Genomic DNA, 25,795 nt, shown 5'->3' with positions numbered 1-25,795 from the left:
GGCCGGACGGAGGTCCGGCCGGGGCGGCCCCGGCTGTCGTCGCACCGCGATCGGGCGCGGTGGACCCCGATCAGGCGAGGGACGCGATGGCCTCGTTGAAGGTGGCGGACGGGCGCATCACGGTCGAGGCCTTGGCGGCGTCGGGCTGGTAGTAGCCGCCGATGTCGGCCGGGGAGCCCTGGACCGCGATGAGCTCGGCGACGATGGTCTCCTCCTGCTCGGTCAGGGTCTTGGCCAGGCCGGCGAAGGCCTCCGCGAGCCGCGCGTCGTCGGTCTGCTTCGCCAGCTCCTGGGCCCAGTACATGGCCAGGTAGAAGTGGCTGCCGCGGTTGTCGATACCACCGAGGCGACGGCTCGGCGACTTGTCCTCGTTGAGGAAGGTGCCGGTGGCGCGGTCGAGGGTGTCGGCGAGGACCTGGGCGCGGGCGTTGCCCGTGGTGGTCGCCAGGTGCTCGAAGGAGACCGCGAGTGCGAGGAACTCGCCCAGCGAGTCCCAGCGCAGGTAGTTCTCCTTGACGAGCTGCTGGACGTGCTTGGGGGCCGAGCCACCGGCGCCCGTCTCGAAGAGACCGCCGCCGTTCATCAGCGGGACGACCGAGAGCATCTTGGCGCTGGTGCCCAGCTCCAGGATCGGGAAGAGGTCGGTCAGGTAGTCGCGGAGCACGTTGCCGGTGACCGAGATGGTGTCCTCGCCGCGGCGGATGCGCTCCAGGGAGAACTTCGTGGCCTCGACGGGGGACAGGATCTTGATGTCCAGGCCCTCGGTGTCGTGCTGCGGGAGGTACTGCTCGACCTTGGCGATCAGCTGGGCGTCGTGCGCGCGGGTCTCGTCCAGCCAGAAGACGGCCGGGGAGCCGGTGGCGCGGGCGCGGGTGACGGCGAGCTTGACCCAGTCCTGGATCGGCAGGTCCTTGGTCTGGCAGGCGCGGAAGATGTCGCCCTCGGCGACCTCCTGCTCCAGGACGACGTTCCCGGCGGCGTCGACGAGGCGGACGGTGCCGGCCGCGGCGATCTCGAAGGTCTTGTCGTGGGAGCCGTACTCCTCGGCCTTCTGCGCCATCAGACCGACGTTCGGGACGGAGCCCATGGTCGACGGGTCGAAGGCGCCGTTCGCGCGGCAGTCGTCGACGACGGCCTGGTAGACGCCGGAGTAGCTGCTGTCCGGAAGGACCGCGAGGGTGTCGTGCTCCTGGCCGTCCGGGCCCCACATGTGGCCGGAGGTGCGGATCATGGCCGGCATGGACGCGTCGACGATGACGTCGGACGGCACGTGCAGGTTGGTGATGCCCTTGTCGGAGTCGACCATGGCGAGGGCCGGGCCCTCGGCGATCTCCGCCTCGAAGGACGCCTTGATCTCCTCGCCGAGGTGGGGCACGGAGGCGAGGCCGTTCAGGATGGTGCCGAGGCCGTCGTTGGGGGACAGACCGGCGGCGACGAGGACCTCGCCGTACTTCGCGAAGGTCTTCGGGAAGAAGGCGCGCACGACGTGGCCGAAGATGATCGGGTCGGAGACCTTCATCATCGTGGCCTTGAGGTGCACGGAGAAGAGCACGTCCTCGGCCTTGGCACGGGCGATCTGCTCGCCGAGGAAGGTGCGCAGGGCGGCGACGTGCATGACGGAGGCGTCGACGACCTCACCGGCGAGGACCGGGACCGACTCGCGCAGGACGGTGGTGGTGCCGTCGGCGGCGACGTGCTCGATGCGCAGCGTGCCGTCCTCGGAGACGACGGTCGACTTCTCCGTGGAGCGGAAGTCGTTCTCGCCCATGGTGGCGACGTTGGTCTTCGAGTCGGGGGTCCAGGCGCCCATGCGGTGCGGGTGCGTCTTGGCGTAGTTCTTGACCGAGGCGGGGGCGCGGCGGTCGGAGTTGCCCTCGCGCAGGACCGGGTTGACGGCGCTGCCCTTGACCTTGTCGTACCGGGCGCGGACGTCCTTGTCCTCGTCGGTCTGCGGGTCGTCCGGGTAGTCCGGGAGGGCGTAGCCCTGCGCCTGGAGCTCGGCGATCGCGGCCTTGAGCTGCGGGATGGAGGCCGAGATGTTCGGCAGCTTGATCATGTTGGCCTCGGGCGTCTTGGCCAGCGCGCCGAGCTCGGCGAGGGCGTCGTCGATGCGCTGCCCCTCTTCGAGACGCTCGGGGAAGCTGGCGATGATGCGGCCGGCCAGGGAGATGTCACGGGTCTCGACATTGATCCCGGCGGTCGAGGCGTAAGCCTGGATCACGGGCAGGAACGAGTACGTCGCCAGGGCGGGCGCCTCGTCAGTGTGCGTGTAGATGATGGTCGAGTCAGTCACCGGGTGTGCTCCGCTCCACGTCTGCGTCTGCGAGATTGCTCGACATCAAGATATCTCGTGATCGGGGTCGGGGGGAAAGGGCCCTGGTTCCTCGGGTGTGACGGATCCCGTGAGCTGGTACGGAACCGGTCGGGCGTCGAGGTCGACATGGCGCAGCAGCCCGAGCAGGAGGAGCGTGGCCGCGGCGCTCGCCCCGGCGGCGAGGGCCTGTCCTGCCCGGTAGGCGAGGCGGGGAAGGTGCGGGTCGCCGGGCGCGAGGACGAACATCGAGTCGACGAGGAGGACGAGCCCGATGCCGAGGCCGCCGAGGGCGACGAGGCACAGCGGGAGGGTCACGAAGAGGGTGCGGAGCGGGAAGCGGCGTCTGCGGGCGGGCCCCAGCTTGCCCCGGCGGGCGAGCAGGGCGAGGAGCCCGCAGGCCACGGCGAGGACGAGCAGGCCGGCGCCGATGGTGTCACTGGGCCGGTGCCATCCGGCGGCCACGGTGTACGCGCCGACGGCCGTGGCCCACAGGGCGCACAGGCCGACCGCGAGGCCGCGCTTCCGGTACGGGACCACCACGACGAGACCGAACATCACGCTCATGGCGATGGCGGTGTGTCCGCTGGGGAAGCTGTTGGGCATCAGGTGCGGGGGCGCGTCTGCCAGGTCCGGGCGGGTCAGCAGGTGGCGTTTGAGCAGCTCGGCGAGGCACACGGAGACGGTGACCGTGCCCAGCGCCGCGAATGTGAGCAGCGATCGCCGCCGGAGGATCCCGATGACGGTCAGCGTCAGCAGGGCGGCGGCGAGCGAGGAGAGGGTGATGTGCTGCAGCGTGCGGTTCGCCGCGTGGGCGGCGGCCAGCGTCTCGTCGGCCAGCCGTCCCGTGAGCACGGCGTTCTCCCAGCGCTGGCCTGTCGCGGTCAGGACGAGGCCGGCGTAGACGACCGCGAGGAGAAGGACCGAGGCGAGGCAGGCGCCCCGCATCCGCTTGCGCACCCGGGTGCAGAAGGAGTCGGACGCTTCGCCGGCGACGGCCGCGTACCACCACGTGGCGGTCTCGAGCTGCGGTGCCCCGTCGTCCGTACGGAGCCTGTCGTAGGGGGCCATGCCCCGATTCGAACCCGCCGGGCCCTCACCCGCCCGCTGGACGCACCCGAACGAATCGCCGAGCGGGATCCGCGCGGGAACGGCAGAGGCGCCCACGTCACCCGGGCCGCCCGGGCCGGAGCGAGCGCGGCCGGGGTGGCGGTCACCGTCGGGCGCTGTCCCGCCGTCCCGAGGCGCACCCTCAGGAGGAGTCCCGGACCACCAGCTCCGTCGGCAGGACGCGGCGGGGCTGCTCCTCGGAGGCGATCCCGATCTCCTGGAGCAGGAGCCGGGCCATCGTGCGCCCCATCTCCTCGATCGGCTGGCGCACGCTGGTCAGGGGCGGGTCCATGTGCCGGGCGACCGCCGAGTCGTCGACCCCGACCAGGGCCACGTCCTCGGGGACCCGGCGCCCCGCCTCGCGCAGCACCCCGCGCGCGCCGGCCGCCATGACGTCGGAGGCGGCGAAGACCGCGTCCAGGTCCGGGGTGCGGGCGAGCAGCTCACGCATGGCGCGCCGGCCGCCCTCCTCCGTGAAGTCGCCGGTGGCCACCAGGGCGGCGTCGGAGGCGAGGCCCGCCTCCGCGAGGCCCTGACGGTAGCCGTCGAGGCGGCAGCGGGCGACGTACATGTCGAGGGGGCCCGTGACGGTGGCGATACGACGGCGGCCGCGCCCCGCGAGATGGGCGACGGCGGAACGTCCGGCGCCGACGTTGTCGGAGTCGACGTAGGCCACCGGTTCGGCCTCGGAGCGACGGCCGTTGAGGACGGCCGGCAGTCCGAGGGCGCGCACCTGGTCGGGCAGCGGGTCGTCGGCGTGGACCGACACCAGGAGCACGCCGTCCACGCGCTGGGCGGCGAGATACTGCTCGAACCGCTGCCGCTCCTTGTCGCTGCGGATGAGGGTGAGCAGCAACTGCTTGTCCGCATCGGCGAGTTCGGCGCTGACTCCGCGGATGATGTCGAGGAAGTAGGGCTCGGCGAAGAGCCGGGCCTCGGTCTCGGGGATCACCAGCGCGACGGCGTCGGTACGGCTGCCGGCCAGCGCCCGCGCCGCACGGTTGGGTACGTAGCCGAGTTCGGCGACGGCCCGGTCGACGGCGGCCTTGGCCTGCTCGCTCACCCGCGGGGAGCCGTTGATCACCCGGGAGACCGTGCCCCTGCCGACACCGGCCCTGGCCGCGACCTCCTCCAGGGTGGGCCTGCCGGTCTGGCGCCCGCTCACCACCATCTGCCGTCTCCCCTCGCGTCCCCTGTGTTCCTGCGACCTTATCAACAGTGGGAGCGCTCCCACCGAGTGCGTAACGGATCCCCGCATACCTCTTGACACCCGTACCGGCCAGGCAGCAACCTTCCGGCGAGACGCAGTGGGAGCGCTCCCACACGTGGCCGCATCAGAGACCACGCGGGCGCTCCACCCTGGACGAGGAGAGTCGTATGCGCACTTCCAGCACGAGCCACCGCAGCAGACAGAGGCGCCGCGGCACCGCGATCACCGCGGTGGCGGGCCTCGCGGCCTGCACCGCCCTGATCACCGGTTGCGGCGCCGACGGTGGTTCCGGCGAGGCCGGCGACGGAAAGATCACCCTGCGCATAGGGACCTTCGGCTCCTTCGGTTACGACGACAAGACGGGTGCCAAGCTCTACGCCGAGTACGAGAAGTCGCACCCCAACGTCAAGATCGTCGAGTCCAACGTCGCCGACGGCCAGAAGTACTGGGACACCCTGAAGCTGCGTCTCTCGCGCAACAGCGGTCTCGCCGACATCCAGGCCCTGGAGGTCGGGTACGTCGCGGAGGCCACCGGCCCCGCCATGGCCGACAAGTGGGTCGACCTCGGCAAGACCGGCGGCGCGGATCTCGACGCGTTCCTCGACTGGAAGGTCAATCAGGCCACCACCCCCGACGGCAAGGTCATCGGTCTCGGCACCGACATCGGCCCGATGGCCATCTGCTACAACAAGGACCTGTTCGCCAAGGCCAAGCTGCCGACCGACCGCACCGAGGTCGCCAAGCTGTGGCAGGGCGACTGGTCGAAGTTCCTGGCGACGGGTAAGAACTACCAGAAGAACGCCCCGGCCGGGACCGCCTTCCACGACTCCGCGAGCGGGCTGTTCAACGCGGTCATCTCCAGCCAGCCGGTGCAGTACGCCAACACCAAGGGTGAACTCGACTACGAGAACAGCCCCGGCGTGAAGCTGGCCTGGAACACCGCCGTCGAGGCGGCGACGAGCGGGGTCACCGCCAAGCTGCGCCAGTTCGACGAGAAGGGCACCTGGAACGCGGCCTTCAAGAACTCCAAGTTCGCCACGGTCGCCTGCCCGAGCTGGATGACGGGCATCATCAAGGACCAGGCGGGCGCCGGCAATCAGGGCAAGTGGGACATCGCCGCACCGCCGGTGGCCGGTAACTGGGGCGGCTCCTTCCTCGCCGTGCCGAAGTCCGGCAAGCACGCCAAGGAGGCCGCCGAGCTGGCCGCCTGGCTCACCGCCCCGGCCCAGCACGCCAAGGTCTTCGGCGTGAACGGCAACATCCCCTCCACCAAGCACACCCTCACCTCCACGGTCGTGCAGGAGGCCAAGCTGCCGTACTTCGGCGACACCCCGGTCGGCAAGATCTACTCCGACGCGGCGGCCGGCATCACGCCCGCCCCCATCAGCCGCTGGGACGGCCAGGTGAAGACCTTCATCACCGACAACGGCGTCCTCGACATCGAGCAGCGCGGCACCGACCCCGCGAAGGCGTGGGAGAACGTCAAGAAGCTCATCGAGGACAAGATCGAGCAGTAGCGGCGCCGACGAGCCGCCCGGCGCTCCCCCGCCGGGCGGCCGTCCGGCCTTACTCCTCCGAACGCACCGCACGCGCACCGACACCGAAGGGACGCCCCTCGTGGCCACCTCCCTCCGGGCCGCGGCCGACGGCACCCCGCCGCCGGCCCCGCCCTCCTCCCCCACCCGCCGCGCCACGCCTCCCCCGCACAGCGGTCGGCGCAGCCGGCTCTACCGGTGGGACCTGCGGCTGAGCCCGTACGCCTTCGTCGCCCCCTTCTTCCTCACCTTCGCGGCCTTCGGGCTCTTCCCGCTGCTCTACACGGGCTGGCTCTCGCTCCACCGGGTCGAGCTCGGCGGTGACGCGGAGTGGAGGGGTTTGGACAACTACGCCCACCTCGCGGACAGCGAGTTCTTCTGGAACGCCCTGGCCAACACGTTCACCATCGGGGTGGTCTCGACCGTTCCCCAGCTGCTGATGGCCCTGGGCCTGGCCCATCTGCTCAACTACAAGCTGCGCGGCCGCGGTTTCTTCCGGGTCGCGGTGCTCGCTCCGTACGCCACCTCGATCGCGGCGGCGACCCTCGTCTTCGCGCAGCTCTTCAACACCGACTACGGACTCATCAACACCGTCCTCGGCTGGGTCGGTTTCGAGCCGGTCGACTGGGAGTCCTCCAAGTGGCCGGCCCAGATCGCCATCTCGACGATCGTGACCTGGCGCTGGACCGGGTACAACGCGCTGATCTACCTGGCCGCGATGCAGGCGGTGCCACAGGACCTCTACGAGGCGGCGGCGCTCGACGGGGCCTCCCGATGGCGGCAGTTCCTCAGCGTCACCATTCCGTCGATCCGCCCCACGATCCTGTTCACGGTCATCGTGTCCACGATCGGCGCCACGCAGCTCTTCGGCGAGCCGATGATCTTCGGTGGCAGTCTCGGCGTGAGCGGCGGCAGCGGCAACCAGTTCCAGACGCTGAGCCTGCTGATGTACGAGAAGGGCTGGGTGACCGGCGCGCTGGGACAGGCATCCGCCATCGCCTGGGTGATGCTGCTGCTCCTGCTGCTGGTCGGGGCGGTCCGGATGCTCTTCTCCCGGGCGAGCCGCAAGAAACTGGGGGCCTGACCTCATGACGCACACGACCCTCGACAGGAAGCCGCGCTCCACGTCCGACGGGAAGCGGCGCCCCTCTCCCGACGGCAAGCGGCGCTTCGGGCGCCCGTCCGCCGGCCGACAGCACCACGCGGGCCCGCTGACCTACGTCCTGCTGGGCCTGGCCGCCCTGGTCTCGCTCTTCCCGCTGTACTGGAACCTCGTCGCCGCCTCGCACTCGGGCGAGCGCGTGGTGGAGGCTCCGGCCCCGCTGCTGCCCGGGCCCCGCCTCTTCGACAACCTCACCTTCGCCTGGAACCAGGTCGACATGGGCGAGGCGCTGATCAACACGACCGTCGTCGCGGGCCTGGTCGCCCTCTCCACGGTCCTCTTCTCCACCCTGGCCGGCTTCGCCTTCGCCAAGCTGCCCTTCAAGGGACGCAACGCCATGCTCGCGCTCGTCGTGGCGACGATGACGATCCCGCCGCAGCTCAGCGTGATCCCGCTGTACCGGATCATCACCGACCTGGGCTGGGTCGACCAGCTCCAGTCGGTCGTCCTGCCGTCCCTGGTCGCCGCGTTCGGCGTGTTCTTCATGCGGCAGTACCTGATCGAGGCGCTGCCTGTGGAGCTCGTCGAGGCGGCCCGGATGGACGGCGCGCACAGCCTGCGGATCATCTGGCACGTGGTGTTCCCGGTGGCCAGGCCCGCGATGGCGGTGCTGGGAATGCTGGTCTTCGTCCAGGCCTGGAACGACTTCTTCTGGCCGTTCATCGCGCTGACCCCGGACGGGAACCCGACCCTCCAGGTCGCCCTGGCCGGCCTCGGCGCGGGCAACCACACCGTCGACCAGGCGGTCGTGCTGACCGGCGCGCTGATCTCCACGCTGCCGCTGCTGCTGGTCTTCGCCGTGCTCGGCAAGCACATCGTCGGCGGCATCACCTCGGGCGCCGTCAAGAGCTGAGCCGGCCGGGCCGCCCTCCCTCGCCGGGCCGCCCCCCACTCCGTACGTACACTCCTCTCACTCGGGAGCACTTCCGCATGACCGCGACAGATCCCCGCCCCCGCACGACGACCCGCCGGTTCCCGGCCGGATTCCTCTGGGGCACCGCCACCGCCGCTTACCAGATCGAGGGCGCCGCGGCGGAGGACGGCCGTACCCCTTCGATCTGGGACACGTTCTCGCACACGCCGGGGAAGGTCGTCGGGGGCCACACCGGCGATGTGGCCGTCGACCACTACCACCGCTTCCGTGACGACGTCCGGATGATGGCGGACCTCGGCGTGAACGCCTACCGGTTCTCCGTGTCCTGGTCCCGTGTACAGCCCACCGGACGGGGCCCGGCCGTCCAGAAGGGCCTGGACTTCTACCGCCGGCTCGTCGACGAGCTGCTCGCCGCCGGCATCGAACCGTCCCTCACCCTCTACCACTGGGACCTTCCCCAGGATCTCGAGGACGCGGGCGGGTGGCCGGAGCGGGCGACCGCGGAGCGGTTCGCCCAGTACGCGGGGATCGTCGCCGGGGCCCTCGGTGACCGGGTGACACGCTGGACGACGCTCAACGAGCCCTGGTGCAGCGCCTTCCTCGGCTACGGTTCCGGGGTCCACGCCCCTGGCCGGACCGACCCGGTCGCCTCCCTTCGCGCCGCCCACCACCTCAACCTCGGCCATGGCCTCGCCGTCCAGGCGCTGCGGGCCGCGCTGCCGGCGGACCGGCAGCTCGCGGTCTCGCTCAACCTGCACGAGGTACGCCCGTTGACCGGATCGGCCGAGGACCTGGACGCGGCCCGCCGGATCGACGCCGTCGGCAACCGGGTCTGGCTCGGCCCGATGCTGGAGGGCGCCTACCCGGAGGACCTGCTCGCCGACACCGCGACCGTCACCGACTGGTCCTTCGTACGGGACGGTGACACGGCCTCGATCTGTCAGCCCCTGGACCTGCTCGCCATCAACTACTACACCCCGACGGTCGTCTCACACGTCGCGGAGGGCGGGGAGAAGCCGCAGGACGACGGCCACGGCAACAGCGAGCACTCGCCTTGGCCCGGCGCGGACTCGGTCGCCTTCCACCGGGCGCCGGGCGAGCGCACGGCGATGGGCTGGGCCGTCGACCCGAGCGCCCTGTACGACCTGCTCACCCGGGTCTCCTCCCACTACCCCGGCCTGCCGCTGGTGATCAGCGAGAACGGCGCCGCCTACGAGGACGAGGTCGGCGCGGACGGCACCGTCCACGACCCGGAGCGCGCCGCCTATGTCCACGCGCACCTGGACGCCGTGCACCGGGCGATCGAGGACGGGGTGGACGTCCGCGGCTACTTCCTCTGGTCGCTGATGGACAACTTCGAGTGGGCGTACGGCTACGCGAAGCGGTTCGGCGCGGTCCACGTCGACTACGCGACGCTGGCCCGCACGCCGAAGACGAGCGCGCACTGGTACGGGCGGGTGGCGCGGTCCGGGGAGCTCGTCGCGCCGCAGGAGGTCTGACTCAGGCGGTGCGGGGCGCGAGTTCGGCCATCGCGCCCCAACCCGAGTCGGCGGTGGAGCCGGCAGGAGCGGTACAGCGCGGGAATCCTCGGCCCCGGCGCGTACCCGTCGGCCGTCCGTACGAGATGACCTCGGGCGACCGGCGGCCCGGCCAGGTGGTACACGGAGGGGCGGTGCGCAGCCGAGGTGCCGTGCCAGGGCCTTCGCCGCGACGGGCCGTCCTGCGTCGGCGACGGCGACGCGGATCGCGAGCGCCCGGTCGCGGGCGGGGGGTGGTGGGGGCGGCGGCGGACCGCACCCGTCCAGCGTACCGGGGGGGGTGCCTGGCATGCGGTGCGTAAGGCCGGGTCAGCGGATTCCGACATGCGTGGTGCACCCGCTCGGCGTAACGTCGCGGGTGTAGCTCGGGACCCCGACCGCACCGGGAGGCTGTGTGCGCGGCTCCAGGCACGACGACGACGCTCCTTATCCGTCCCGCTCGTCCCGCCGCGGCCGGCGGACGCGGGTCGCGGTGGCGGCGGCGGGCGCGGTCCTCGTGGCCACCGGCGGTCTGTATGCCGCGGGGCTCGTGGCCACCGGCGACGACATATCCAGCGGCACCCGGGTGGACGGGGTGGACATAGGCGGCATGAGCCGCGAAGAGGCCCGGCGGAAACTCACCGACGCGCCGCCCGCCTCGTGGACCGAGCCGATGACCGTACGGGTCGGTGACAACACCGGCACCGTCGAGCCGGCCGCGGCCGGCCTCACGGTCGACGCGGCGAAGACCGCCGACCGGGCCGCCGATCCCTCCCGCGACCCGGTCACGGTGATCGGCCGGCTGTTCTCCTCCGAGGACCGTGACATCGAGCCCGTCGTGGCGTTCGACGAGAACAAGGCGCGGGCGCGGATGGCCCGGACGGCCGAGATGTTCGACCGCAGGACCGTCGAGGGCGCGGTCTCCTTCAAGGAGGGCAACGCCGTGGCGGTGCAGCCGCGTGACGGACTGAAGCTGGCCGTCGACGGCGCCGTCGACGCCCTGCGCGCGGCCTATCCGGGCATCGGCCCGCGCCCTGTCGTCCTGCCGGCCACGGTCTCCCGTCCGAAGGTGGGCGCGGCGGAGGTCGCGCGCTTCATGAAGGAGTTCGGCACCCCGGCCATGTCGGGACCGGTGACGCTCACCACCGACGGCGAGCGCCTGGGGATCGCGCCCGCGACCCTCTCCGACCATCTGAAGGTGGCGGCGGACGACAAGGGCCGCCTGACCGCCTCCCTCGACGCGCAGGGGCTGAGGAAGGACCCGGAGGTGGCACGCCCGCTCGACGCGATCGCCACCGGGCCGGTCGAGGGCGAACTCGGCGTACGGGACGGCAGGGTGGTGGTGGAGACGGACGGACGGCCGGGCCACGAGGTTTCGGCGAAGGCGCTGGGAGACGCCGTCCGGCCGCTGCTACCGAAGACGGGCGCCGCCGCCCGGACCGGGCCCCTCGCCGCCGAGCTGATCCAGCCGGAGCTGACCCGGGAGTCGGTGGCGAAGCTCGGGATCAGGGAGCAGATGTCCACCTTCACGGTCCACTTCCCCGCGGCGCCCTACCGGACGGTCAACATCGGCCGGGCGGTCGAGCTGATCAACGGCTCGCTGGTGCGGCCCGGGGAGGTGTGGAGCTTCAACCGGACCGTCGGCGAACGCACCAAGGCCAACGGCTTCGTGGACGGCACGATGATCCTCGACGGGCAGTACCACTCGGCGCCGGGCGGCGGTGTGTCCGCCGTGGCCACCACCGTCTTCAACGCGGTCTTCTTCGCCGGGGTCAAGCCGGTGGAGTACGGCGCGCACTCGTTCTACATCGAGCGCTACCCGGCGGGCCGGGAGGCGACCGTGGCCTGGGGGACGCTGGACCTGAAGTTCCGCAACGACTCGGGCAACGCGATCTACATCGAGGCGAGTTCCACGGACTCGTCGGTGACCGTCACCTTCTACGGCACGAAGAAGTACGACTCCGTGGAGGCGGTGGAGGGTCCCCGCACCAACCTGACCGAGCCCGGGGAGCGGAAGGGAACCGGCCCCAAGTGCGAGCCGCAGACCCCGCTGGAGGGCTTCGACATCACGGTGGACCGGGTCTTCCGGGACGGTGGGGAGGAGGTCGGCCGGGAGACCTTCCGGACGCACTACACCCCGCGCGACCGCGTCACGTGCGACTGAGTTCGACGTCGGCGGCGAGGACCTGGAGCAGGTGGGTGACCTCGTGGGCGACGGCGTCGCGCGCGGGGCCCAGGTAGCGGCGCGGGTCGACGGTCGCCGGCTGTTCCTCCAGGTGGGTCCGTACCGCCCGGGTGAACGCCTTGTTGAGATGGGTGGCGACGTTCACCTTCGTCATCCCCGCGCTGACGGCCCAGGCGAGGTCGACGTCGCCGACGCCCGAGGAGCCGTGCAGCACGAGGGGCACGCCGACGGCTTCCCGCAGCCGGGCGATCAGCTCGAAGTCGAGGACGGCGTCCCGGGTCACCATCGCGTGGGAGCTGCCGACGGCGACCGCGAGGGAGTCGACGGCGGTGGCCGTGACGAACGCCCGCGCCTCGTCGGGGTCGGTGCGCACGCCGGGGGCGTGGGCGCCGTCCTTGCCTCCGACCTCGCCCAGTTCGGCCTCCACCCAGACGTCGTGGCGGTGGCAGTAGTCCGTCGTCTCGCGGGTGGCGGCCAGGTTCTCCTCGTACGGGAGTTTCGAGGCGTCGAACATGACGGAGCGGAAACCGAGGGCGACCGCCTCCCGTACCAGGTCGAGGGACTCGGCGTGGTCGAGGTGGACGGCGACGGGGACGGCGGCCCGACGGGCGATCGCGAGGGTGGCGAGCCCGATCGGTTCGAGGGAGCCGTGGTAGCGGGCGGTGTTCTCGCTGATCTGGAGGATCACGGGGAGACCGGCGGCCTCGGCCCCGGCCACGATGGCCTGGGCGTGCTCGATCTGGACGACGTTGAACGCGCCCGCGCCGGCGTTCCGCTCGCGTGCGCCGAGGACGATCTCGTCGGTCGTGGTGAGCGGCATCAGTCGTTCTCCCCGGCGGTACCCGCGGTGGCGGTGGTCGCGGCGGTCGCTGTGAGGACGACGGAGCGGGTGAGGTTGCGGGGCCGGTCCGGGTCCTGGCCCTGGGCCTCGGCGAGCAGGACCGCGAGGCGCTGGGCGCGGATGAGGTCGGCCATGGGGTCGAGGTGGTCCGCGGCGGTGCCCGACTCGGCGACGAGGGTGCCGCCGACGCGGGCGACGTCGTCGGCGAGACCGGTGGGGACGGGGCCGAAGGCCCAGGCCACACGGCCGGGGGCGGTGATGCTGATCGGGCCGTGGCGGTACTCCATCGCCGGGTATGCCTCGGTCCAGGCGCCGGCGGCCTCGCGCATCTTGAGGCCGGCTTCGAGGGCGAGGCCGTAGGTCCAGCCGGTGCCGAGGAAGGTGAACTGCTCGGCACCGGTGATGTCGGCCGCGAGGGGTGCGGAGACGGCCCGTTCGGCGTCGCGGGCCGCCTCCTCGACCGTGCGGACCCCGGCCGGGCGGGCGTCCTCGGCCTCCAGGTGGGCGCGGAGCAGGGCGAGGGCGGTGGTGGCGAAGCGGGTCTGGACGACCGACTCCTCGTCGGCGAAGTCGAGGACGGCGACGGCGTCGGCCGCGCTCATGACGGGGGTCGCCGGGTCGGCGGTGAGGGCACCGGTGGGTACCGGTCCCGCGACCTCGGCGAGGAGGTCGAGGACCTCCGTCGTGGTGCCCGAGCGGGTGATGGCCAGGACCCGGTCGTAGCCCCGCCCGCGCGGGAACTCGGAGGCGGCGAAGGCGTCGGTCTCGCCGTGGCCGCCGCTCTCGCGCAGCCGGGCGTAGGCCTGGGCGATGAACCAGGAGGTGCCGCAGCCGACCACGGCGACGCGCTCGCCCCGGGTGGGGAGCGCCGGGCGGTGCTGGGGCAGGGTCGCGGCGGCCTTGCGCCAGCAGGCGGGCTGGGAGGTGATCTCGACGGCGGTGCGGGAGGGACCCGAGGTGGGCACGTGCGGCTCCTTCACAGACTACGGACTCTGCTCGTTACTGCTCCGATAAGCTGAGTTTCGAGCAACTTCGAGCATCCAATGATGCGCAGTATCCACCAGCCGGGGCCTCCGGTCCAGGGGACTCCCCCTGCGGGCGGGGATAGGATCGCGCTCATGTCCAAGCACGAGCGGTGGAACACGCTCCTCGAACTGCTCGCGGCCACCGGCAGGCTGGAGGTCGAGGAGGCCGCGGCCACCCTCGACGTCTCCCCCGCGACGATCCGCCGGGACCTGGACGAGCTCGCCGAGCAGCGGCTGCTCCTCCGCACGCGCGGCGGGGCCGTCCCGCAGGGGGTCTCGTACGAACTTCCGCTGCGCTACAAGTCCTCCCGGCACGCCTCCGAGAAGCAGCGCATCGCGGCGGCCGTCGCGGAACTGATCCACGAGGGCGAGGTGGTGGGCCTCAACGGCGGTACGACGACGACCGAGGTGGCGCGGTCGCTGGCGCTCCGGTTCGCCGGCGGCGGGCCGGAGTCGACCGCGTCCCCGCGCTCCCCCGCTCTGACGGTGGTCACCAACGCCCTGAACATCGCCGGGGAGCTGGCGGTACGGCCCCAGATCAAGATCGTGGTCTCGGGAGGTGTGGCCCGCCCGCAGACGTACGAACTGGTGGGCCCGCTGGCGGCCGGTGTGCTGAACGAGGTCGTGCTCGACGTCGTCGTCCTCGGTGTCGACGGCATCGATCCCGAGCTGGGAATCATGGCGCACCACGAGGACGAGGCGGGCATCAGCCGGCTCTTCGCCGAGCGCGCCAGCCGCGTCGTCGTGGTCACCGACTCCTCCAAGCTGGGCCGCCGCGCCTTCGCCAGGATCTGCGGGCTCGACCGCGTGGACGTCCTGGTGACGGACGCGGCGATCCCGGCGGAGGCGGTGCGGCGGCTGACGGACGCCGGGGTGGAGGTCGTCCCCGTCTGACCGCCGGTCCGCACCGCCCATGGGGCCGGCCGCGCCTCGGCCCCGAAGCCGGACCGGGCCCGGCCCGCGACTCAGCCCGTGATGATGCCCGGGTCGCTGACGCCCGCCGCGCCGGTCTCGACATGGCCGGCGAAGCGCCGCAGGAACGTGGCGTTCGCGTCCGAGACGACCGACACGTCGTACCAGCGTCGGCTGCCCCGCAGATCCACGGTGTGCGTCACCGTGGCGCCCTTGACCACCTTGAAGGTCTGCGTCCCGCCCCCGTAGGCGGCGGCCCTGGTGACCTTGAGGTGGACGTCGACCGCGCCCGGGTTGGTCATGGTCAGCACCAGGTTGCCGCCGACGGTGTCGTGGCGTGCCGTCACCTCCGGTCCCGCGGTCCTGCCCGGCCCCTTGAAGGTACGCAGGAAGCCGTTGGGGCCGGTCACCGTCAGGTCGTAGACACCCGCGGAGTACGCGGTGTTCCACGTGTCGGCGAGGTTCTTGCCGGGGCCCGCCGTGTAGGTCCACGGGCCGTCGGTGCGGCCGAGAGCGGTGACGTGGAAGAAGGCGCCGGCCTTGGCGCCGGCGCCGAAGGTGAGGGTGTAGCGGCCGGTCGAGGGAGTGGACGCCCCGTCCACGTACAGCTCGTAGGGCAGCGCCCTGGTCGGGCGGGCCCCGGGCTCCTGGGTGGGCGGGACCGGCTTGGTGGGCGGCTTCGGCACGTAGCTGGGGTGGCGGTCACCGTCCGGCGGCCGGTAGCCCGCGGTGTCGGGCAGGGCGGCGGGCGCGGTGTCCTCGAGGCCGAAGTCGAAGGCCGAGGTCAGGTCGCCGCAGATGGCCCTGCGCCAGGGGGAGATGTGGGGCTCGGTCACCCCGAAGCGGCGCTCCATGAACCGGATGATCGAGGTGTGGTCGAAGACCTCGGAGCAGACGTACCCGCCCTTGCTCCAGGGCGAGACGACGAGCATCGGGACGCGCTGGCCGAGGCCGTAGGGGCCGGCGGCGTACCGCGAGTCGCCCGGGAAGTGGTCAAGCGTCGTGTCGACGGTCGAGAGGCCCTGGGCGGCGGAGGCCGGCGGGTAGGGCGGGACGACGTGGTCGAAGTAGCCGTCGTTCTCGTCGTACGTGATGAACAGGGCGGTCCTGCTCCACACCTCCGGGTTGGAGGTCAGCGCGTCGAGCACCTGCGCTATGTACCAGGCGCCGTAGTTCGCCGGCCAGTTGGGGTGTTCGGAGAACGCCTCGGGCGCGGTGATCCAGGAGATCCGCGGCAGCCGGCCGGCGGCGACGTCGGCCCGCAGGACGTCGAAGAGCCCGTCGCCGTTCTTGACGTTCGTACCGGTGCGGGCCTTGTCGTACAGCGGGCTGCCGGGCCGGGCGTTGCGGAAGGAGTTGAAGTAGAGAAGGGAGTTGTCCCCGTAGTTGCCCCGGTAGGCGTCGTCGATCCAGCCCCAGTGCCCGGCCGCGTCCAGGCCGTCGCCGACGTCCTGGTAGATCTTCCAGGAGATCCCGGCCTGCTCCAGACGCTCGGGGTACGTCGTCCAGCCGTATCCCAGCTCGTCGTTGCCGAGGACCGGGCCGCCGCCGGTGCGGTCGTTGCCGGTGTAGCCGGTCCACATGTAGTAGCGGTTGGGGTCGGTGGCTCCGATGAAGGAGCAGTGGTACGCGTCGCAGACGGTGAACGCGTCGGCGAGGGCGTAGTGGAAGGGGATGTCCTCGCGGGTCAGGTACGCCATCGTGCCGGCGGACTTCGCGGGGATCCACTGGTCGTAGCTGCCGTTGTTGAAGGCCTTGTGGCCGCCGGCCCAGTCGTGGTTGAGGCCCGCGATGAACTGCATGCCGAGGTCCTCGGCGGTCGGGTGGTACGGCAGGACCTCCTTGCCGCCGTCGCGCTGGTACCAGACCGGCTTGCCGCTGGGCAGGGTGACCGGGCGGGGGTCGCCGAATCCGCGGACGCCGTTCAGCTTGCCGAAGTAGTGGTCGAAGGAGCGGTTCTCCTGCATCAGCACGACGATGTGCTCGACGTCGGCGAGGCTCCCGGAGGCGCGGGCGGCGGGGATGGCGGCGGCCCGCGCGATGCTGCTCTGGAGCGCGGCGGAGCCGGCGGTGGCGCCGGCGATCTGGAGGAACCGGCGCCGGTTAAGTTCGGTCATGTGTCTGAGCACCTCTGATGGATTCCGGGGGACGGTGTGGTGAGCGAGCCCAAGATCAGTCGGTGAGAGGAAGGGGGTGTGTCGGCGACGCGTGGGGGCGCGGTACAGGACGTGAACGCGGGGAGGGAGCGGACGTCCCCACGGCCGGGTTCACGGTAGGGGGCGGCCCTCGGCCGGTCCACCACGCCCGGGGCCGCGCGGCGAAGAGTCCATGGACTCGCACGAGAAGTCCATGCCCGACGGCGGCGTCGAGTTCGGTGAAGCGGCCCCCGGCCCGCTGCACGGACCGCTCGAAACGCGGCCGGGTCGATCACGGACGGCGGCATACGGATCGCCCGGGACGCCGGATGCGTCCGGGGCGGGTTCGGCCGGGTCCGTGCCGGGTTCGGGCCGGGTTCGGGCCGGCAGAGCCCGCGACACGGAGCGCCGATCTTCCTGAGCTCTCCGGGGGCTGCGGGACGAGGGGAGCGCCGGCGCCCGCACCTGCGGGCGGCTCCTCGACTGACGCCCTCGGCCCTCGGCTCCGGCGGCCTGCGTCTTCCACGCGGACGGGAACCGGTCGTGGCCGGAATCTGTCCCCTCTGAAAAAGGCGTGAACCATCGCAGGGCGGGCGCGGGCATGCGGTCGCCACCGAGGGGGGCGGGATGGACGCGTGGACGGTCCCGGGTTACACCGAGTACCGGGAGCTGGGTTCGGGTGGCAGCGGACGCGTCGTCCTGGCCGTCCATGACGCCACCGGCGTGCCGGTGGCGGTGAAGTACCTCGCCGAGCGCATGCGGGCCGACGCCGCCTTCGTGCGAGGCTTCCGTGCGGAGGCCCGGCTGCTCGGCGGCCTCGACACGCCCCATGTCGTGCGGTTCTACGAGTACGTGGAAGCCCCGCGGGGCGCCGCGATCGTCATGGAGCTGGTCGACGGGGTGGCCCTGCGCGCGCTGCTCTCCCGGGAGGGGGCCACCGGCGCCGAGGCGGCGCTGGTCGTGCTCAAGGGGTCGCTGCTCGGGCTGGCCGCGGCGCACCGCGCGGGCGTCGTGCACCGCGACTACAAACCCGAGAACGTCCTGGTCGGAGCCGACGGCTCGTCCAAGCTCGTGGACTTCGGGATCGCCACGGACCACGGCAGCACGCCCGGGGTCGCCGGCACCCCCGCGTACATGGCTCCGGAGCAGTGGCACGGCGAGCCCGCCTCGCCCGCCGCCGACGTCTACGCGGCGACGGCCACGTTCTTCGAGTGTCTGACCGGCCGTAAGCCGTTCGCGGGCGAGAACCTCGCCGAGCTGGCGCTGCGGCACATCGAGGCGCCCGTCCCGGACGAGGACGCGCCGGAACCGCTGCGTCCCCTGATCCGGCGCGGTCTGGCGAAGGTACCGCGCGAACGGCCCGTGGACGCGGCGGTGTTCGTGGCCGAGCTGGAAGCCGTCGCCACCGCCGGCTACGGGCCCGACTGGGAGGAGCGCGGTCAGCGGAGGCTCGCCGCCCTCGCCGCCCTTCTGCCCCTGCTCTTCCCCTCGGCGGACGGGCCGACCACGGGGACGACCACCGTCGCCACGACCACCCTGCCCCCACCACCCCCGCCGCGTCTTCGGATGCCGAGAGGCCGGCCCCGGGCGTGGCCGGCCGCGGTGGCGGCGCTGATCCTCGGCGTTCTGGCCGCCGTCGCCGCCCGGGCGGGCGACGAGGCGCCGGGCCGTACGACGGCGCAGGCCCTCGCCACCACCAGCGAGCTCCCCGGTATGTCGCCGACGGCTTCCGCCCCGGCGTCCCCGGCCCCCTCGTCGGCGGCTCCGTCGTCCGAGGCTCCGCTCTCCGCCCCGCCCACGGCGGCGTCTCCCCCGAGCGGTTCACCGTCGAGCGCGCCGACCACTCCCCCGCCGTCTCCGCCCGCCTCTCCCACCGCACCGACGTCCTCGCCTCCTCCTCCCTCCACGGAGCCCGGGTCCGCGCCGCCGAGCGCCCGGCCCGTCGCCGTGAAGGAGGTGACGGTCACCGGTCTTCGGCAGAAGGGTCCGGGAGAGGCCGAGGCCACGTTCGAGGTGGTGACCGACGGCCCCGGGCCGGTGACCCTGTCCGTCACCTGGTTCACCGGCGACGCCCAGGGCGAGCCCGGCGTCTCCGACGGATCCGAGAGCCATGGGCGAAGCGGAGCGACGCGGTACACGTTCACCCTCACCCACGCCTTCCAGGGCCAGGGGTGCTACTGGGGTGTGCGGGCGACGACGAGTCCCTCGGCCGCGAACGGCGGTTCCACGCAGCAGATTCTCACCAGGCGGTGCACGGTCTCATGAACGATCCCCGGCCCCGTTACGACGGCCCCCCGTTCGACCCCGACGAGTACAGCGCCACCGTCCTCGGCAGCCACTGGTTCGAACGTCCGACGCACGACGTGGCGCCGGACCGCGTGGAGGGCGAGGTCCTGCGCTTCGGTCCCGGGGTGACGGCGACCGCGCTCGCCCGCCCCGCCGACGGGCCCACGGCGGCGCGGATCTGGCACGGGACCCTCACCGGCCACGGCAGTGACGGCCCCCCGCCCCGGCCCCGCCCTCGGCGGTTGCGCCGGTACGCCCTGGCCGGCCTGGTGCTCCTCGCCGTGCCGGCGTTCCTCGCCTGGCAGCGCTTCGGACCCGAGGTGTCCGTCCGCCGGGTCGCGGTCGTCGCCCCGCCTGGGACGCTGGGCTGCGACGGCACGGCGGACGTCGTGGCCGTGGTGGAAACGGACGGGCTTCCCGGCACGGTGACGTACCGCTGGGAGCGCAGCGACGGCACCACGTCCGGGTTGCTGCGGGAGAGGCTGGCACGCCATCAGGAGCAGGCGAGGCTCCGCCTGCTCTGGACCTTCCACGGCCGGGGCGAGTACCGGGCGACGGCCCGGCTGGTGATCGTCTCGCCCACCCCGCACACCGCCTCGGCCGCGTTCACCTACCGGTGCGCCTGAGTCCCGCACCCTCCCGCAGGCGTGTCAGGCGCCGCGGCGGATCCGGGCGGCCTGGCGGGCCTCGGCCGTCTTGCGGGCTTCGGCGGACCGGCGGGACTCGTTCTTGGCGCGTCCGGGCCGCCCCGGGACGGTTCCGATGCCACGGAAGGGGGCGCCGCCGCGCGGCGGGCGTTCGGTGGTCGGCGCGCTGCCGTCGACGGGAACGCCGGAGGGGGTGCGGGCGCCGGTGATGCGGGTGAGTTCGGCCTCGCCGGAGCGGACCTGGGTGACCTGGGCGTGGATCCCGGCGTCCGCCATGAGCCGGACCACGTCCCGGCGCTGGTCGGGCAGGACCAGGGTGACGACGCTGCCGGACTCGCCGGCGCGGGCGGTGCGTCCGCCGCGGTGCAGGTAGTCCTTGTGGTCGGCGGGCGGGTCGACGTTGACGACGAGGTCGAGGTCGTCGACGTGGATGCCGCGGGCCGCGACGTTGGTGGCAACCAGGACGGTGACCTCGCCGGTCCGGAAGCGGTCGAGGGTGCGGGTGCGCAGGGGCTGTGACTTGCCGCCGTGCAGGGCCGCCGCCCGTACGCCGCTGCCGAGGAGGTGCTTGGTGAAGCGGTCGACGGCGTGCTTGGTGTCCAGGAACATGATCACGCGCCCGTCGCGGGCGGCGATCTCCGTGGCGGTGGCGAACTTGTCCGCACCGTGCACCTGCAGCACGTGGTGCTCCATCGTGGAGACGGCGGCGGCCGAGGGGTCGACGGAGTGGACCGCCGGGTCGTGGAGGTAGCGCTCGACCAGGAGGTCGACATTGCGGTCGAGGGTGGCGGAGAACAGCATCCGCTGGCCCTCGTGGTGCACCAGGTCGAGCAGCGCGGTGACCTGCGGCATGAAGCCCATGTCGGCCATCTGGTCGGCCTCGTCCAGGACGGTGACGGTCACCCGCTCCAGTCGGCAGTCCTTGCGCTCGACGAGATCCATGAGCCGGCCCGGCGTCGCGATCACGATCTCGACCCCGTCGCGCAGCGCGGCGGCCTGCCTTCCGATCGACATGCCGCCGACCACGGTGGCCATGCGCAGCCTCAGCACCCCGGCGTACGGCGTGAGCGCGTCGGTGACCTGCTGCGCCAGTTCGCGGGTGGGGACGAGGACGAGGGCCAGCGGCTTGCGGGCCTCGGCCCGCCGTCCGGCGGTGCGGACGAGCAGCGGAAGCCCGAAGGCGAGTGTCTTTCCGGATCCGGTCCGGCCGCGTCCCAGGACGTCGCGTCCCGCCAGGGCGTTCGGCAGGGTGGCCGCCTGGATCGGGAAGGGCTCGTCGACGCCGAGGCGGGTGAGCAGCTCCAGCACCGCGGACGGCAGGCCCAGCTCGGCGAAGCTCGCGGCCGGCGGCAGGGCCGGGGTGTGGCTGACCGGCGTCGCGAATTCGTCCTTCGGCGCGGGGCCGCGCCGCCGGGTGCTGTTCGTGCGGGCTGAGCTGTTCATGGTGACCTTCCGAATGCCGGGAAATGCAACGAGCCGGGGCCCTCACCACATGGGTGAGGGCCCCAGCTACGTCAAGACGCGTCAGCGTCAGGCAGGAACGATGTTCTCCGCCTGCGGGCCCTTCTGGCCCTGCGTGACGTCGAAGTTCACCTTCTGGCCTTCCTGGAGCTCACGGAAGCCGGAGGTGGCGATGTTGGAGTAGTGGGCGAACACGTCCGGGCCGCCACCCTCCTGCTCGATGAAGCCGAAGCCCTTTTCCGCGTTGAACCACTTCACGGTGCCAGTAGCCATGTCAAACTCTCCTTCGGGGCAGTGCCCCAGAATTCACACTGTGTGAATCCCGGCGTCGCCGCGATGATTACCCCGTCCGGAAATACCGTACTGAAAACAAAAAAGTGCCCGACGATGTCGAATCGTCGAAGGCACTTGAAGTTTATTGGGAACCACAACTGCAACTGATCTCGACTGTAGCACGCCGTGGGCACCTGTGCACGGAAATCGACTTTTCGCGTGCGCCGCGGCGCGAAGAGTTTTCGCCGCCGCGGCGCACGCCAGGCCGGTGCCCGACCGCCGCCTCGTGGTCACCCCGCGGGTCAGGCGGGGACGTTTCTGCGGAACCAGCCGGTGAAGGCCTTGTCCTCGGCCTTCGGCTCCTCGGCCTTCGCCAGCACCCTGGCGGCCTCCTCGCGCCACGCCGCGGCGTCCGCGCGCGCCGCCGGGACGAACGGGCCCCGCTCGGCCGCCTCGGCCGCGGCGCCGAAGAAGTCACCGCCCTTGCGCTTGACGTCGTCCGTGCCCCACGCCCGGCCGCGCTCCCCCACGGGAACCCTCTGCAGGTGCGGAATGTGCTTGGCGCAGTGGATGTACGCCTCCTCGACGGTGACCTCCACCCAGACCTGGGCCCGGCGGCCGGGCACCGGATCCACCGGCAGCCCCGCGTGGGCGCGGCGCATCTCGTCGTCGGGGACGATCCGTGCCCTGCCGTTGACGTGCAGTCCGATGCGGTCTCGGAGGAAGTCGACCATCAGGATGCCGACGTGGGGGTTCTCCTCGATGTTGCCGAGGCTCGCCAGCACGCCGTTGCCCCGGTACTCGGGGTACGCGAGGGTGAGGTCGTCCAGGACCTGGAGGAAGCCGGGCGGCCCCGCCCGGAAGGTGTTGTCGCACTCGCCGTGACGGTCGGCGGTCGCGAGGAAGAACATCTCCTGCCGCGCGACGAACTCCCGCATCCGGGTGTTGAGCCGGTCGAGGACCTGGTCGGCGTAGAACCGGTCGGCCCGTTCGGTGGTGCCCATGCGCTGCTGGACGAGGTGCTCGCCGTCACTGCCCGGGCGGGTGGTCCGTACCGGCGGCATGGGCCGGTCGTCCTCCGTCCGCCTCGGCTCGTGCCCGACCTGTTCGAATGTGCTCAATTCCGTGCCCCGACCAGTTCTTCGATGGAGTCGTGCCGTATCCGGTGGGAGGGGATGCCGATACCCCTCAGGGTGTCCACGCCGCAGCGGACCATGGCCGCGGGTCCGGACAGGTACGCGTCGTAGGAGTGCCAGGGGCCGTACTGGCTGACGGCCTCGGGAAGTTGCCCGCAGAGATCGCCCGTGGGGCCCTCGTCGACGACCGGGCGCACCGAGAGCCAGGGGTGCGACTGCTGCATGCGGAGCATGGTGTCGATGTCGTACAGGTCGTGGTCGCGGCGGGCGCCGTAGAAGACCTGGACGGGCCGGCGGCGGCCGTGCCGGGCCACGTCCTCGACCAGGGCCTTGATGGGGGCGATGCCGGTTCCGCCGCCCAGGCACAGCAGACCGTTGTCGGTGCTGTGGTCCACCGTCATGGAGCCGGTGGGGGGACCCAGCCGGATCACGTCACCCGGTCGGGCCCGGTGTACGAGGGCGTTGGAGACCCAGCCCGCCGGAACGGCCTTGACGTGGAAGGAGAGCAGTCCGTCGGAGCGGGAGGCGGAGGCGAAGGAGTAGTTCCGCCACACGCGCGGCCACCAGGGCGTCTCCAGGGCGGCGTACTGCCCGGCGAGGAAGGGGTAGGGCTGGTCGGGCCGTACGGTGACGACCGCGATGTCGGCGGTACGCATCTCATGGGCGACCACCTCCGCGTCCCACCAGGCGGGCGCGCGCAGCTCGTCCTCGGCGGCGGCGTCGATCATGATCTGGGAGATCGCCGTGTAGGCGCCCACCCAGGCCGCCTCCGTCCGAGTGCCCCACGTCTGCGGGGCGTACCGGGCGAGGGCGGCCAGGAGGCATTCGCCGACGGCCGGGTAGTGCTCGGGCCGGGTGCCGTACTTCCGGTGTCCGCGCCCGAGGTGGGACAGGTACGTGGTCAGGGTGGCCGGGTCGTCCACGTGGGTGGCGGCGGTGAGCAGCGCCTTGAAGAGGCGGTCGCGCTGGGTGTCCATGGCCGCGGGGAAGAGGGCGCGCAGGTCGGGGTGCTGGAGGAAGAGCAGCGCGTAGAAGTGCGAGGTGACCTTGTCGGCGATGGGCTCGATCTCGGCCATGGTGCGGCGGATGAGCGCGGCGTCGGAGGTGTCCTCGGGGGTGGGCGCCGGTGCGGGGGCCGGAGCGGCGTCGGGTCTGGGCGACGGCGGCGGAGGCGACGGGGGTGCCGTACGACCGCGCTCCGCACCGGTGCCGACGGGGCGTATCGGTGTCACGGGGCGGCTGGGTATCCGGTCCTCCGCCGCTCGACCGTTCTCCTGGCCCGTCCGGCCGGGTCTCCCGCTCGTCACGGGACTCGGGCTCTCGCTCGGACCGGGGTTCGCCGCGGGACCGGGGGACGGGGGCGCACTCGGGCCGGGACTCGGATTCGGACCGGCTTTCGGACTCGTACCGAACCAGCCCCCGCTCGCCTTGCTGCCGCCGGAGCCGCTCTTGTCGACCGACGCGCTGGTCGGAGCATCCATGGGTTTGCCTCGCCTCGAACGTCTTTCCGTCGCCCTTCGCACTGCGAAGTCCGACTGTGCCCCTATTTGCCTTCCTCTTTCAGAATTCCTAGGAACTCACACCCATCTCCCCAAAGCACGTGGTATGCGCGGCACTTGGCGCGCCGCCACCCCTGCCGCCAGTGGGGCGCGGACATTGACAGGCGTACAGACGTACAGGGGTACGAACGGGCTCGACCATACCCCCCTCGCCTGAACCCTGAACGGGATGCCCCGGGGGTCGGCCCCGGCCGCTTTCCCGCTATTCGGCCTTCTATGCACTTCAGTGACCGGGCCGGTGACCGAAGTTACCGACGGGTTCAAGGGATGCCACAAAGCATTCGGGACCCATGTGTGCGGATTCGGCCGAAGAATAACCCCCTCACCGCGATCCGCCGCCCCGGCCTCCTCACAGCTTTCGACCCCCATCTTCACGTTCTCTTTTCACACGGACGGCCGAGGTGCAGGCCTGACGGGCGGCGGCCCTGCGGGTCGCGCGCGGTGTCGGACGCCGTGCCGCACGGCGTGACGAGCGTCACGCCGCTTCCTCGCTCCCCGTGTCAACCGGACGCCCTGCGCGGAGCGTATGCGGGGTGAAGCGAGAGAGATCCAGGAGTGGCTGTTGACCGTCGAGGAGTTCGAACAGTTCTATGCCCAGACGGTCGCCCGCCTGACCGGGCAGCTGTACATGATGCTGGGCGATCTGCACGAGGCGCAGGACGTCGTCCAGGAGGCGTTCGTCAGGGGGTGGAGCCGGCGACGGCAACTGGACCGTGACGGCCGGCCGGAGGCCTGGATCAGGACGGTGGCCTGGCGGCTCGCGGTGAGCCGGTGGCGTTTCCGGCGGCGCTCGGCCGAGGCCTGGCGGCGCAGGGACACCCCGACGGAGGTCGCCGGACCGGGACCCGAGGAGGTGGCGCTGGTGGACGCCCTGCGCGGGCTGCCCGACCGTCAGCGCAGAGCGGTGACCCTCCACTATCTGTGCGACCTCACCGTCGAGCAGATCTCCGCCGAGACCGGCATGTCCACCGGCACCGTCAAAACGCATCTGAGCCGCGCGCGGGCCGCACTCGCCCACCGCTTGCAGGATCCACGCATTGAGGAGGCCCCTGGTGCCTGAGCCCCACGACCCGTTGCGGCACCTGTTCCACCAGGCGGCACACGCCGGTCAGGCTCACGCGGACGCCCCGCCGTTCGCGCGGATCGCCGATCGGGGCAGGCGCGCCAGGCGACGCCGCCTGGCCGGCCTCACGGCGGCGGCATGTCTGGTCCTCGCCGGCGGCGGCGCGGCGACGGCCCTCCTGGTGACGGGCCGGCCGACACCGGTGGTCCCCGCCACGACCCCCTCTCCCCGGGACACGCCACCGGCGCCCACCAGCTCCGCGACGATCCGGCCGTCCCTCACCACGCCACCGGCGGACCGCGGCACGCCGGGCTCCGACGCTCCGGTGACCTCGCCGCCCGCCACCTCGACGTCGGGCGCGTCCACATCGGGTCCCCCGGCGTCGGGCACCTCGACGGCCGGCGGCCCGTACGGGACCGCCACGCAGCCGCCTCCGGGTGGAGCCGTCTCCACCCGGCCCTGACCCCCGAGAGACCCGCACGTCCAGCCCCGCACCGCCTGCCCGCGCACACCGGGGTCATCCGGCGTGCCCGCGACCACCTGAGAGAGCGTC

20 protein-coding genes are annotated in these 25,795 nt (G+C 72.1%); 10 read left to right on the top strand and 10 right to left on the bottom strand.

What is annotated here, in order from left to right:
- Nucleotides 1–70: 70 nt before the first annotated feature.
- From IE136_RS11610 to IE136_RS11600, 3 genes are all read right to left on the bottom strand, one after another.
- On the bottom strand, nt 71–2,293 hold the full coding sequence (locus tag IE136_RS11610) for an NADP-dependent isocitrate dehydrogenase (RefSeq protein WP_189600273.1): 2,223 nt from the start codon (nt 2,291–2,293) through the stop codon (nt 71–73).
- A 45-nt stretch (nt 2,294–2,338) separates the two neighbouring features.
- Entirely contained in the window at nt 2,339–3,382 is a 1,044-nt protein-coding gene (locus IE136_RS11605) for a phosphatase PAP2 family protein (protein WP_229818780.1), read from the bottom strand.
- Nucleotides 3,383–3,563: 181 nt separating this feature from the next.
- Nucleotides 3,564–4,592: a LacI family DNA-binding transcriptional regulator gene (locus IE136_RS11600; protein WP_189600272.1), complete on the bottom strand. Its 1,029-nt coding sequence runs from the start codon at nt 4,590–4,592 to the stop codon at nt 3,564–3,566.
- A gap of 206 nt (nt 4,593–4,798) precedes the next feature.
- Here IE136_RS11600 and IE136_RS11595 point away from each other — a divergent pair, with 206 nt between their 5' ends.
- The 5 genes from IE136_RS11595 (at nt 4,799) to IE136_RS11575 (ending at nt 11,883) form a co-directional block, all read left to right on the top strand.
- Entirely contained in the window at nt 4,799–6,148 is a 1,350-nt protein-coding gene (locus tag IE136_RS11595) for an ABC transporter substrate-binding protein (protein WP_158984562.1), read from the top strand.
- Between the two features lie 100 nt (nt 6,149–6,248).
- Nucleotides 6,249–7,250, top strand: coding sequence for a carbohydrate ABC transporter permease (locus tag IE136_RS11590; protein WP_158984564.1), 1,002 nt, complete (start codon nt 6,249–6,251; stop codon nt 7,248–7,250).
- Between the two features lie 4 nt (nt 7,251–7,254).
- Complete coding sequence (locus IE136_RS11585; RefSeq protein ID WP_158984566.1) at nt 7,255–8,181, top strand: carbohydrate ABC transporter permease; 927 nt, start codon at nt 7,255–7,257, stop codon at nt 8,179–8,181.
- A 77-nt stretch (nt 8,182–8,258) separates the two neighbouring features.
- A complete protein-coding gene (locus tag IE136_RS11580) occupies nt 8,259–9,701 on the top strand; it encodes a GH1 family beta-glucosidase (RefSeq protein ID WP_158984568.1) in 1,443 nt (480 codons plus the stop codon).
- Between the two features lie 433 nt (nt 9,702–10,134).
- The gene (locus IE136_RS11575; protein WP_308432409.1) at nt 10,135–11,883 is read left to right on the top strand and encodes a VanW family protein; all 1,749 of its coding nucleotides are present in this window, start codon (nt 10,135–10,137) and stop codon (nt 11,881–11,883) included.
- On the opposite strand, the gene IE136_RS11570 is transcribed toward IE136_RS11575, so the two are convergent.
- Complete coding sequence (locus tag IE136_RS11570) at nt 11,870–12,724, bottom strand: class II fructose-bisphosphate aldolase (protein ID WP_158984570.1); 855 nt, start codon at nt 12,722–12,724, stop codon at nt 11,870–11,872. The genes IE136_RS11575 and IE136_RS11570 overlap by 14 nt on opposite strands.
- Entirely contained in the window at nt 12,724–13,710 is a 987-nt protein-coding gene (locus IE136_RS11565) for an SIS domain-containing protein (RefSeq protein ID WP_158984572.1), read from the bottom strand. The genes IE136_RS11570 and IE136_RS11565 overlap by 1 nt, the downstream gene beginning before the upstream one ends.
- A 153-nt stretch (nt 13,711–13,863) precedes the next feature.
- Here IE136_RS11565 and IE136_RS11560 point away from each other — a divergent pair, with 153 nt between their 5' ends.
- A complete protein-coding gene (locus IE136_RS11560; RefSeq protein ID WP_158984574.1) occupies nt 13,864–14,664 on the top strand; it encodes a DeoR/GlpR family DNA-binding transcription regulator in 801 nt (266 codons plus the stop codon).
- A gap of 71 nt (nt 14,665–14,735) precedes the next feature.
- Here IE136_RS11560 and IE136_RS11555 read toward each other — a convergent pair whose 3' ends face one another.
- The gene (locus tag IE136_RS11555; protein WP_189600271.1) at nt 14,736–16,799 is read right to left on the bottom strand and encodes a phosphocholine-specific phospholipase C; all 2,064 of its coding nucleotides are present in this window, start codon (nt 16,797–16,799) and stop codon (nt 14,736–14,738) included.
- 645 nt (nt 16,800–17,444) lie between these two features.
- Here IE136_RS11555 and IE136_RS11550 point away from each other — a divergent pair.
- Together IE136_RS11550 and IE136_RS11545 are read left to right on the top strand one after the other, a co-directional pair.
- Nucleotides 17,445–19,082 (top strand): serine/threonine-protein kinase, encoded by a 1,638-nt coding sequence (locus tag IE136_RS11550; RefSeq protein ID WP_158984578.1) that lies wholly within the window; start codon nt 17,445–17,447, stop codon nt 19,080–19,082.
- A complete protein-coding gene (locus IE136_RS11545) occupies nt 19,079–19,729 on the top strand; it encodes a hypothetical protein (RefSeq protein WP_158984579.1) in 651 nt (216 codons plus the stop codon). The genes IE136_RS11550 and IE136_RS11545 overlap by 4 nt, the downstream gene beginning before the upstream one ends.
- 24 nt (nt 19,730–19,753) lie before the next feature.
- Here the strand turns inward: IE136_RS11545 and IE136_RS11540 are convergent, their stop codons facing one another.
- The 4 genes from IE136_RS11540 to IE136_RS11525 all read right to left on the bottom strand — a co-directional run bounded on the left by IE136_RS11540 (nt 19,754) and on the right by IE136_RS11525 (nt 24,101).
- A complete protein-coding gene (locus IE136_RS11540; protein WP_158984581.1) occupies nt 19,754–21,193 on the bottom strand; it encodes a DEAD/DEAH box helicase in 1,440 nt (479 codons plus the stop codon).
- An 87-nt stretch (nt 21,194–21,280) separates the two neighbouring features.
- Nucleotides 21,281–21,484: a cold-shock protein gene (locus tag IE136_RS11535; protein ID WP_142215547.1), complete on the bottom strand. Its 204-nt coding sequence runs from the start codon at nt 21,482–21,484 to the stop codon at nt 21,281–21,283.
- Nucleotides 21,485–21,786: 302 nt separating this feature from the next.
- Nucleotides 21,787–22,548 (bottom strand): pyridoxamine 5'-phosphate oxidase family protein, encoded by a 762-nt coding sequence (locus IE136_RS11530; RefSeq protein ID WP_158993967.1) that lies wholly within the window; start codon nt 22,546–22,548, stop codon nt 21,787–21,789.
- A gap of 53 nt (nt 22,549–22,601) precedes the next feature.
- A complete protein-coding gene (locus IE136_RS11525; protein ID WP_189600270.1) occupies nt 22,602–24,101 on the bottom strand; it encodes a globin domain-containing protein in 1,500 nt (499 codons plus the stop codon).
- Between the two features lie 640 nt (nt 24,102–24,741).
- Here IE136_RS11525 and IE136_RS11520 point away from each other — a divergent pair.
- On the top strand, nt 24,742–25,239 hold the full coding sequence (locus IE136_RS11520) for a SigE family RNA polymerase sigma factor (RefSeq protein WP_158984583.1): 498 nt from the start codon (nt 24,742–24,744) through the stop codon (nt 25,237–25,239).
- On the top strand, nt 25,232–25,705 hold the full coding sequence (locus IE136_RS11515; protein WP_189600269.1) for a hypothetical protein: 474 nt from the start codon (nt 25,232–25,234) through the stop codon (nt 25,703–25,705). Before IE136_RS11520 ends, IE136_RS11515 begins: the two co-directional genes overlap by 8 nt.
- Nucleotides 25,706–25,795 lie beyond the last annotated feature (90 nt).

The sequence above is a fragment of the Streptomyces lateritius genome (assembly GCF_014649715.1).
Lineage (GTDB): Bacteria > Actinomycetota > Actinomycetes > Streptomycetales > Streptomycetaceae > Streptomyces > Streptomyces lateritius.
Note: the sequence above shows the minus strand (reverse complement) of the source record. Positions and strands in the feature narration are given on the sequence as shown.

Bases quoted from the DNA above. Each gene is read 5' to 3' on its own strand.
- IE136_RS11605 (WP_229818780.1), bottom strand. From the start codon at position 3,382: ATGGCCCCCTACGACAGGCTCCGTACGGACGACGGGGCACCGCAGCTC.
- IE136_RS11535 (WP_142215547.1), bottom strand. From the start codon at position 21,484: ATGGCTACTGGCACCGTGAAGTGGTTCAACGCGGAAAAGGGCTTCGGC.
- IE136_RS11580 (WP_158984568.1), top strand. From the start codon at position 8,259: ATGACCGCGACAGATCCCCGCCCCCGCACGACGACCCGCCGGTTCCCG.
- IE136_RS11525 (WP_189600270.1), bottom strand. From the start codon at position 24,101: ATGGATGCTCCGACCAGCGCGTCGGTCGACAAGAGCGGCTCCGGCGGC.
- IE136_RS11570 (WP_158984570.1), bottom strand. From the start codon at position 12,724: ATGCCGCTCACCACGACCGACGAGATCGTCCTCGGCGCACGCGAGCGG.
- IE136_RS11530 (WP_158993967.1), bottom strand. From the start codon at position 22,548: ATGCCGCCGGTACGGACCACCCGCCCGGGCAGTGACGGCGAGCACCTC.
- IE136_RS11560 (WP_158984574.1), top strand. From the start codon at position 13,864: ATGTCCAAGCACGAGCGGTGGAACACGCTCCTCGAACTGCTCGCGGCC.
- IE136_RS11545 (WP_158984579.1), top strand. From the start codon at position 19,079: ATGAACGATCCCCGGCCCCGTTACGACGGCCCCCCGTTCGACCCCGAC.
- IE136_RS11585 (WP_158984566.1), top strand. From the start codon at position 7,255: ATGACGCACACGACCCTCGACAGGAAGCCGCGCTCCACGTCCGACGGG.
- IE136_RS11600 (WP_189600272.1), bottom strand. From the start codon at position 4,592: ATGGTGGTGAGCGGGCGCCAGACCGGCAGGCCCACCCTGGAGGAGGTC.
- IE136_RS11550 (WP_158984578.1), top strand. From the start codon at position 17,445: ATGGACGCGTGGACGGTCCCGGGTTACACCGAGTACCGGGAGCTGGGT.
- IE136_RS11595 (WP_158984562.1), top strand. From the start codon at position 4,799: ATGCGCACTTCCAGCACGAGCCACCGCAGCAGACAGAGGCGCCGCGGC.
- IE136_RS11540 (WP_158984581.1), bottom strand. From the start codon at position 21,193: ATGAACAGCTCAGCCCGCACGAACAGCACCCGGCGGCGCGGCCCCGCG.
- IE136_RS11555 (WP_189600271.1), bottom strand. From the start codon at position 16,799: ATGACCGAACTTAACCGGCGCCGGTTCCTCCAGATCGCCGGCGCCACC.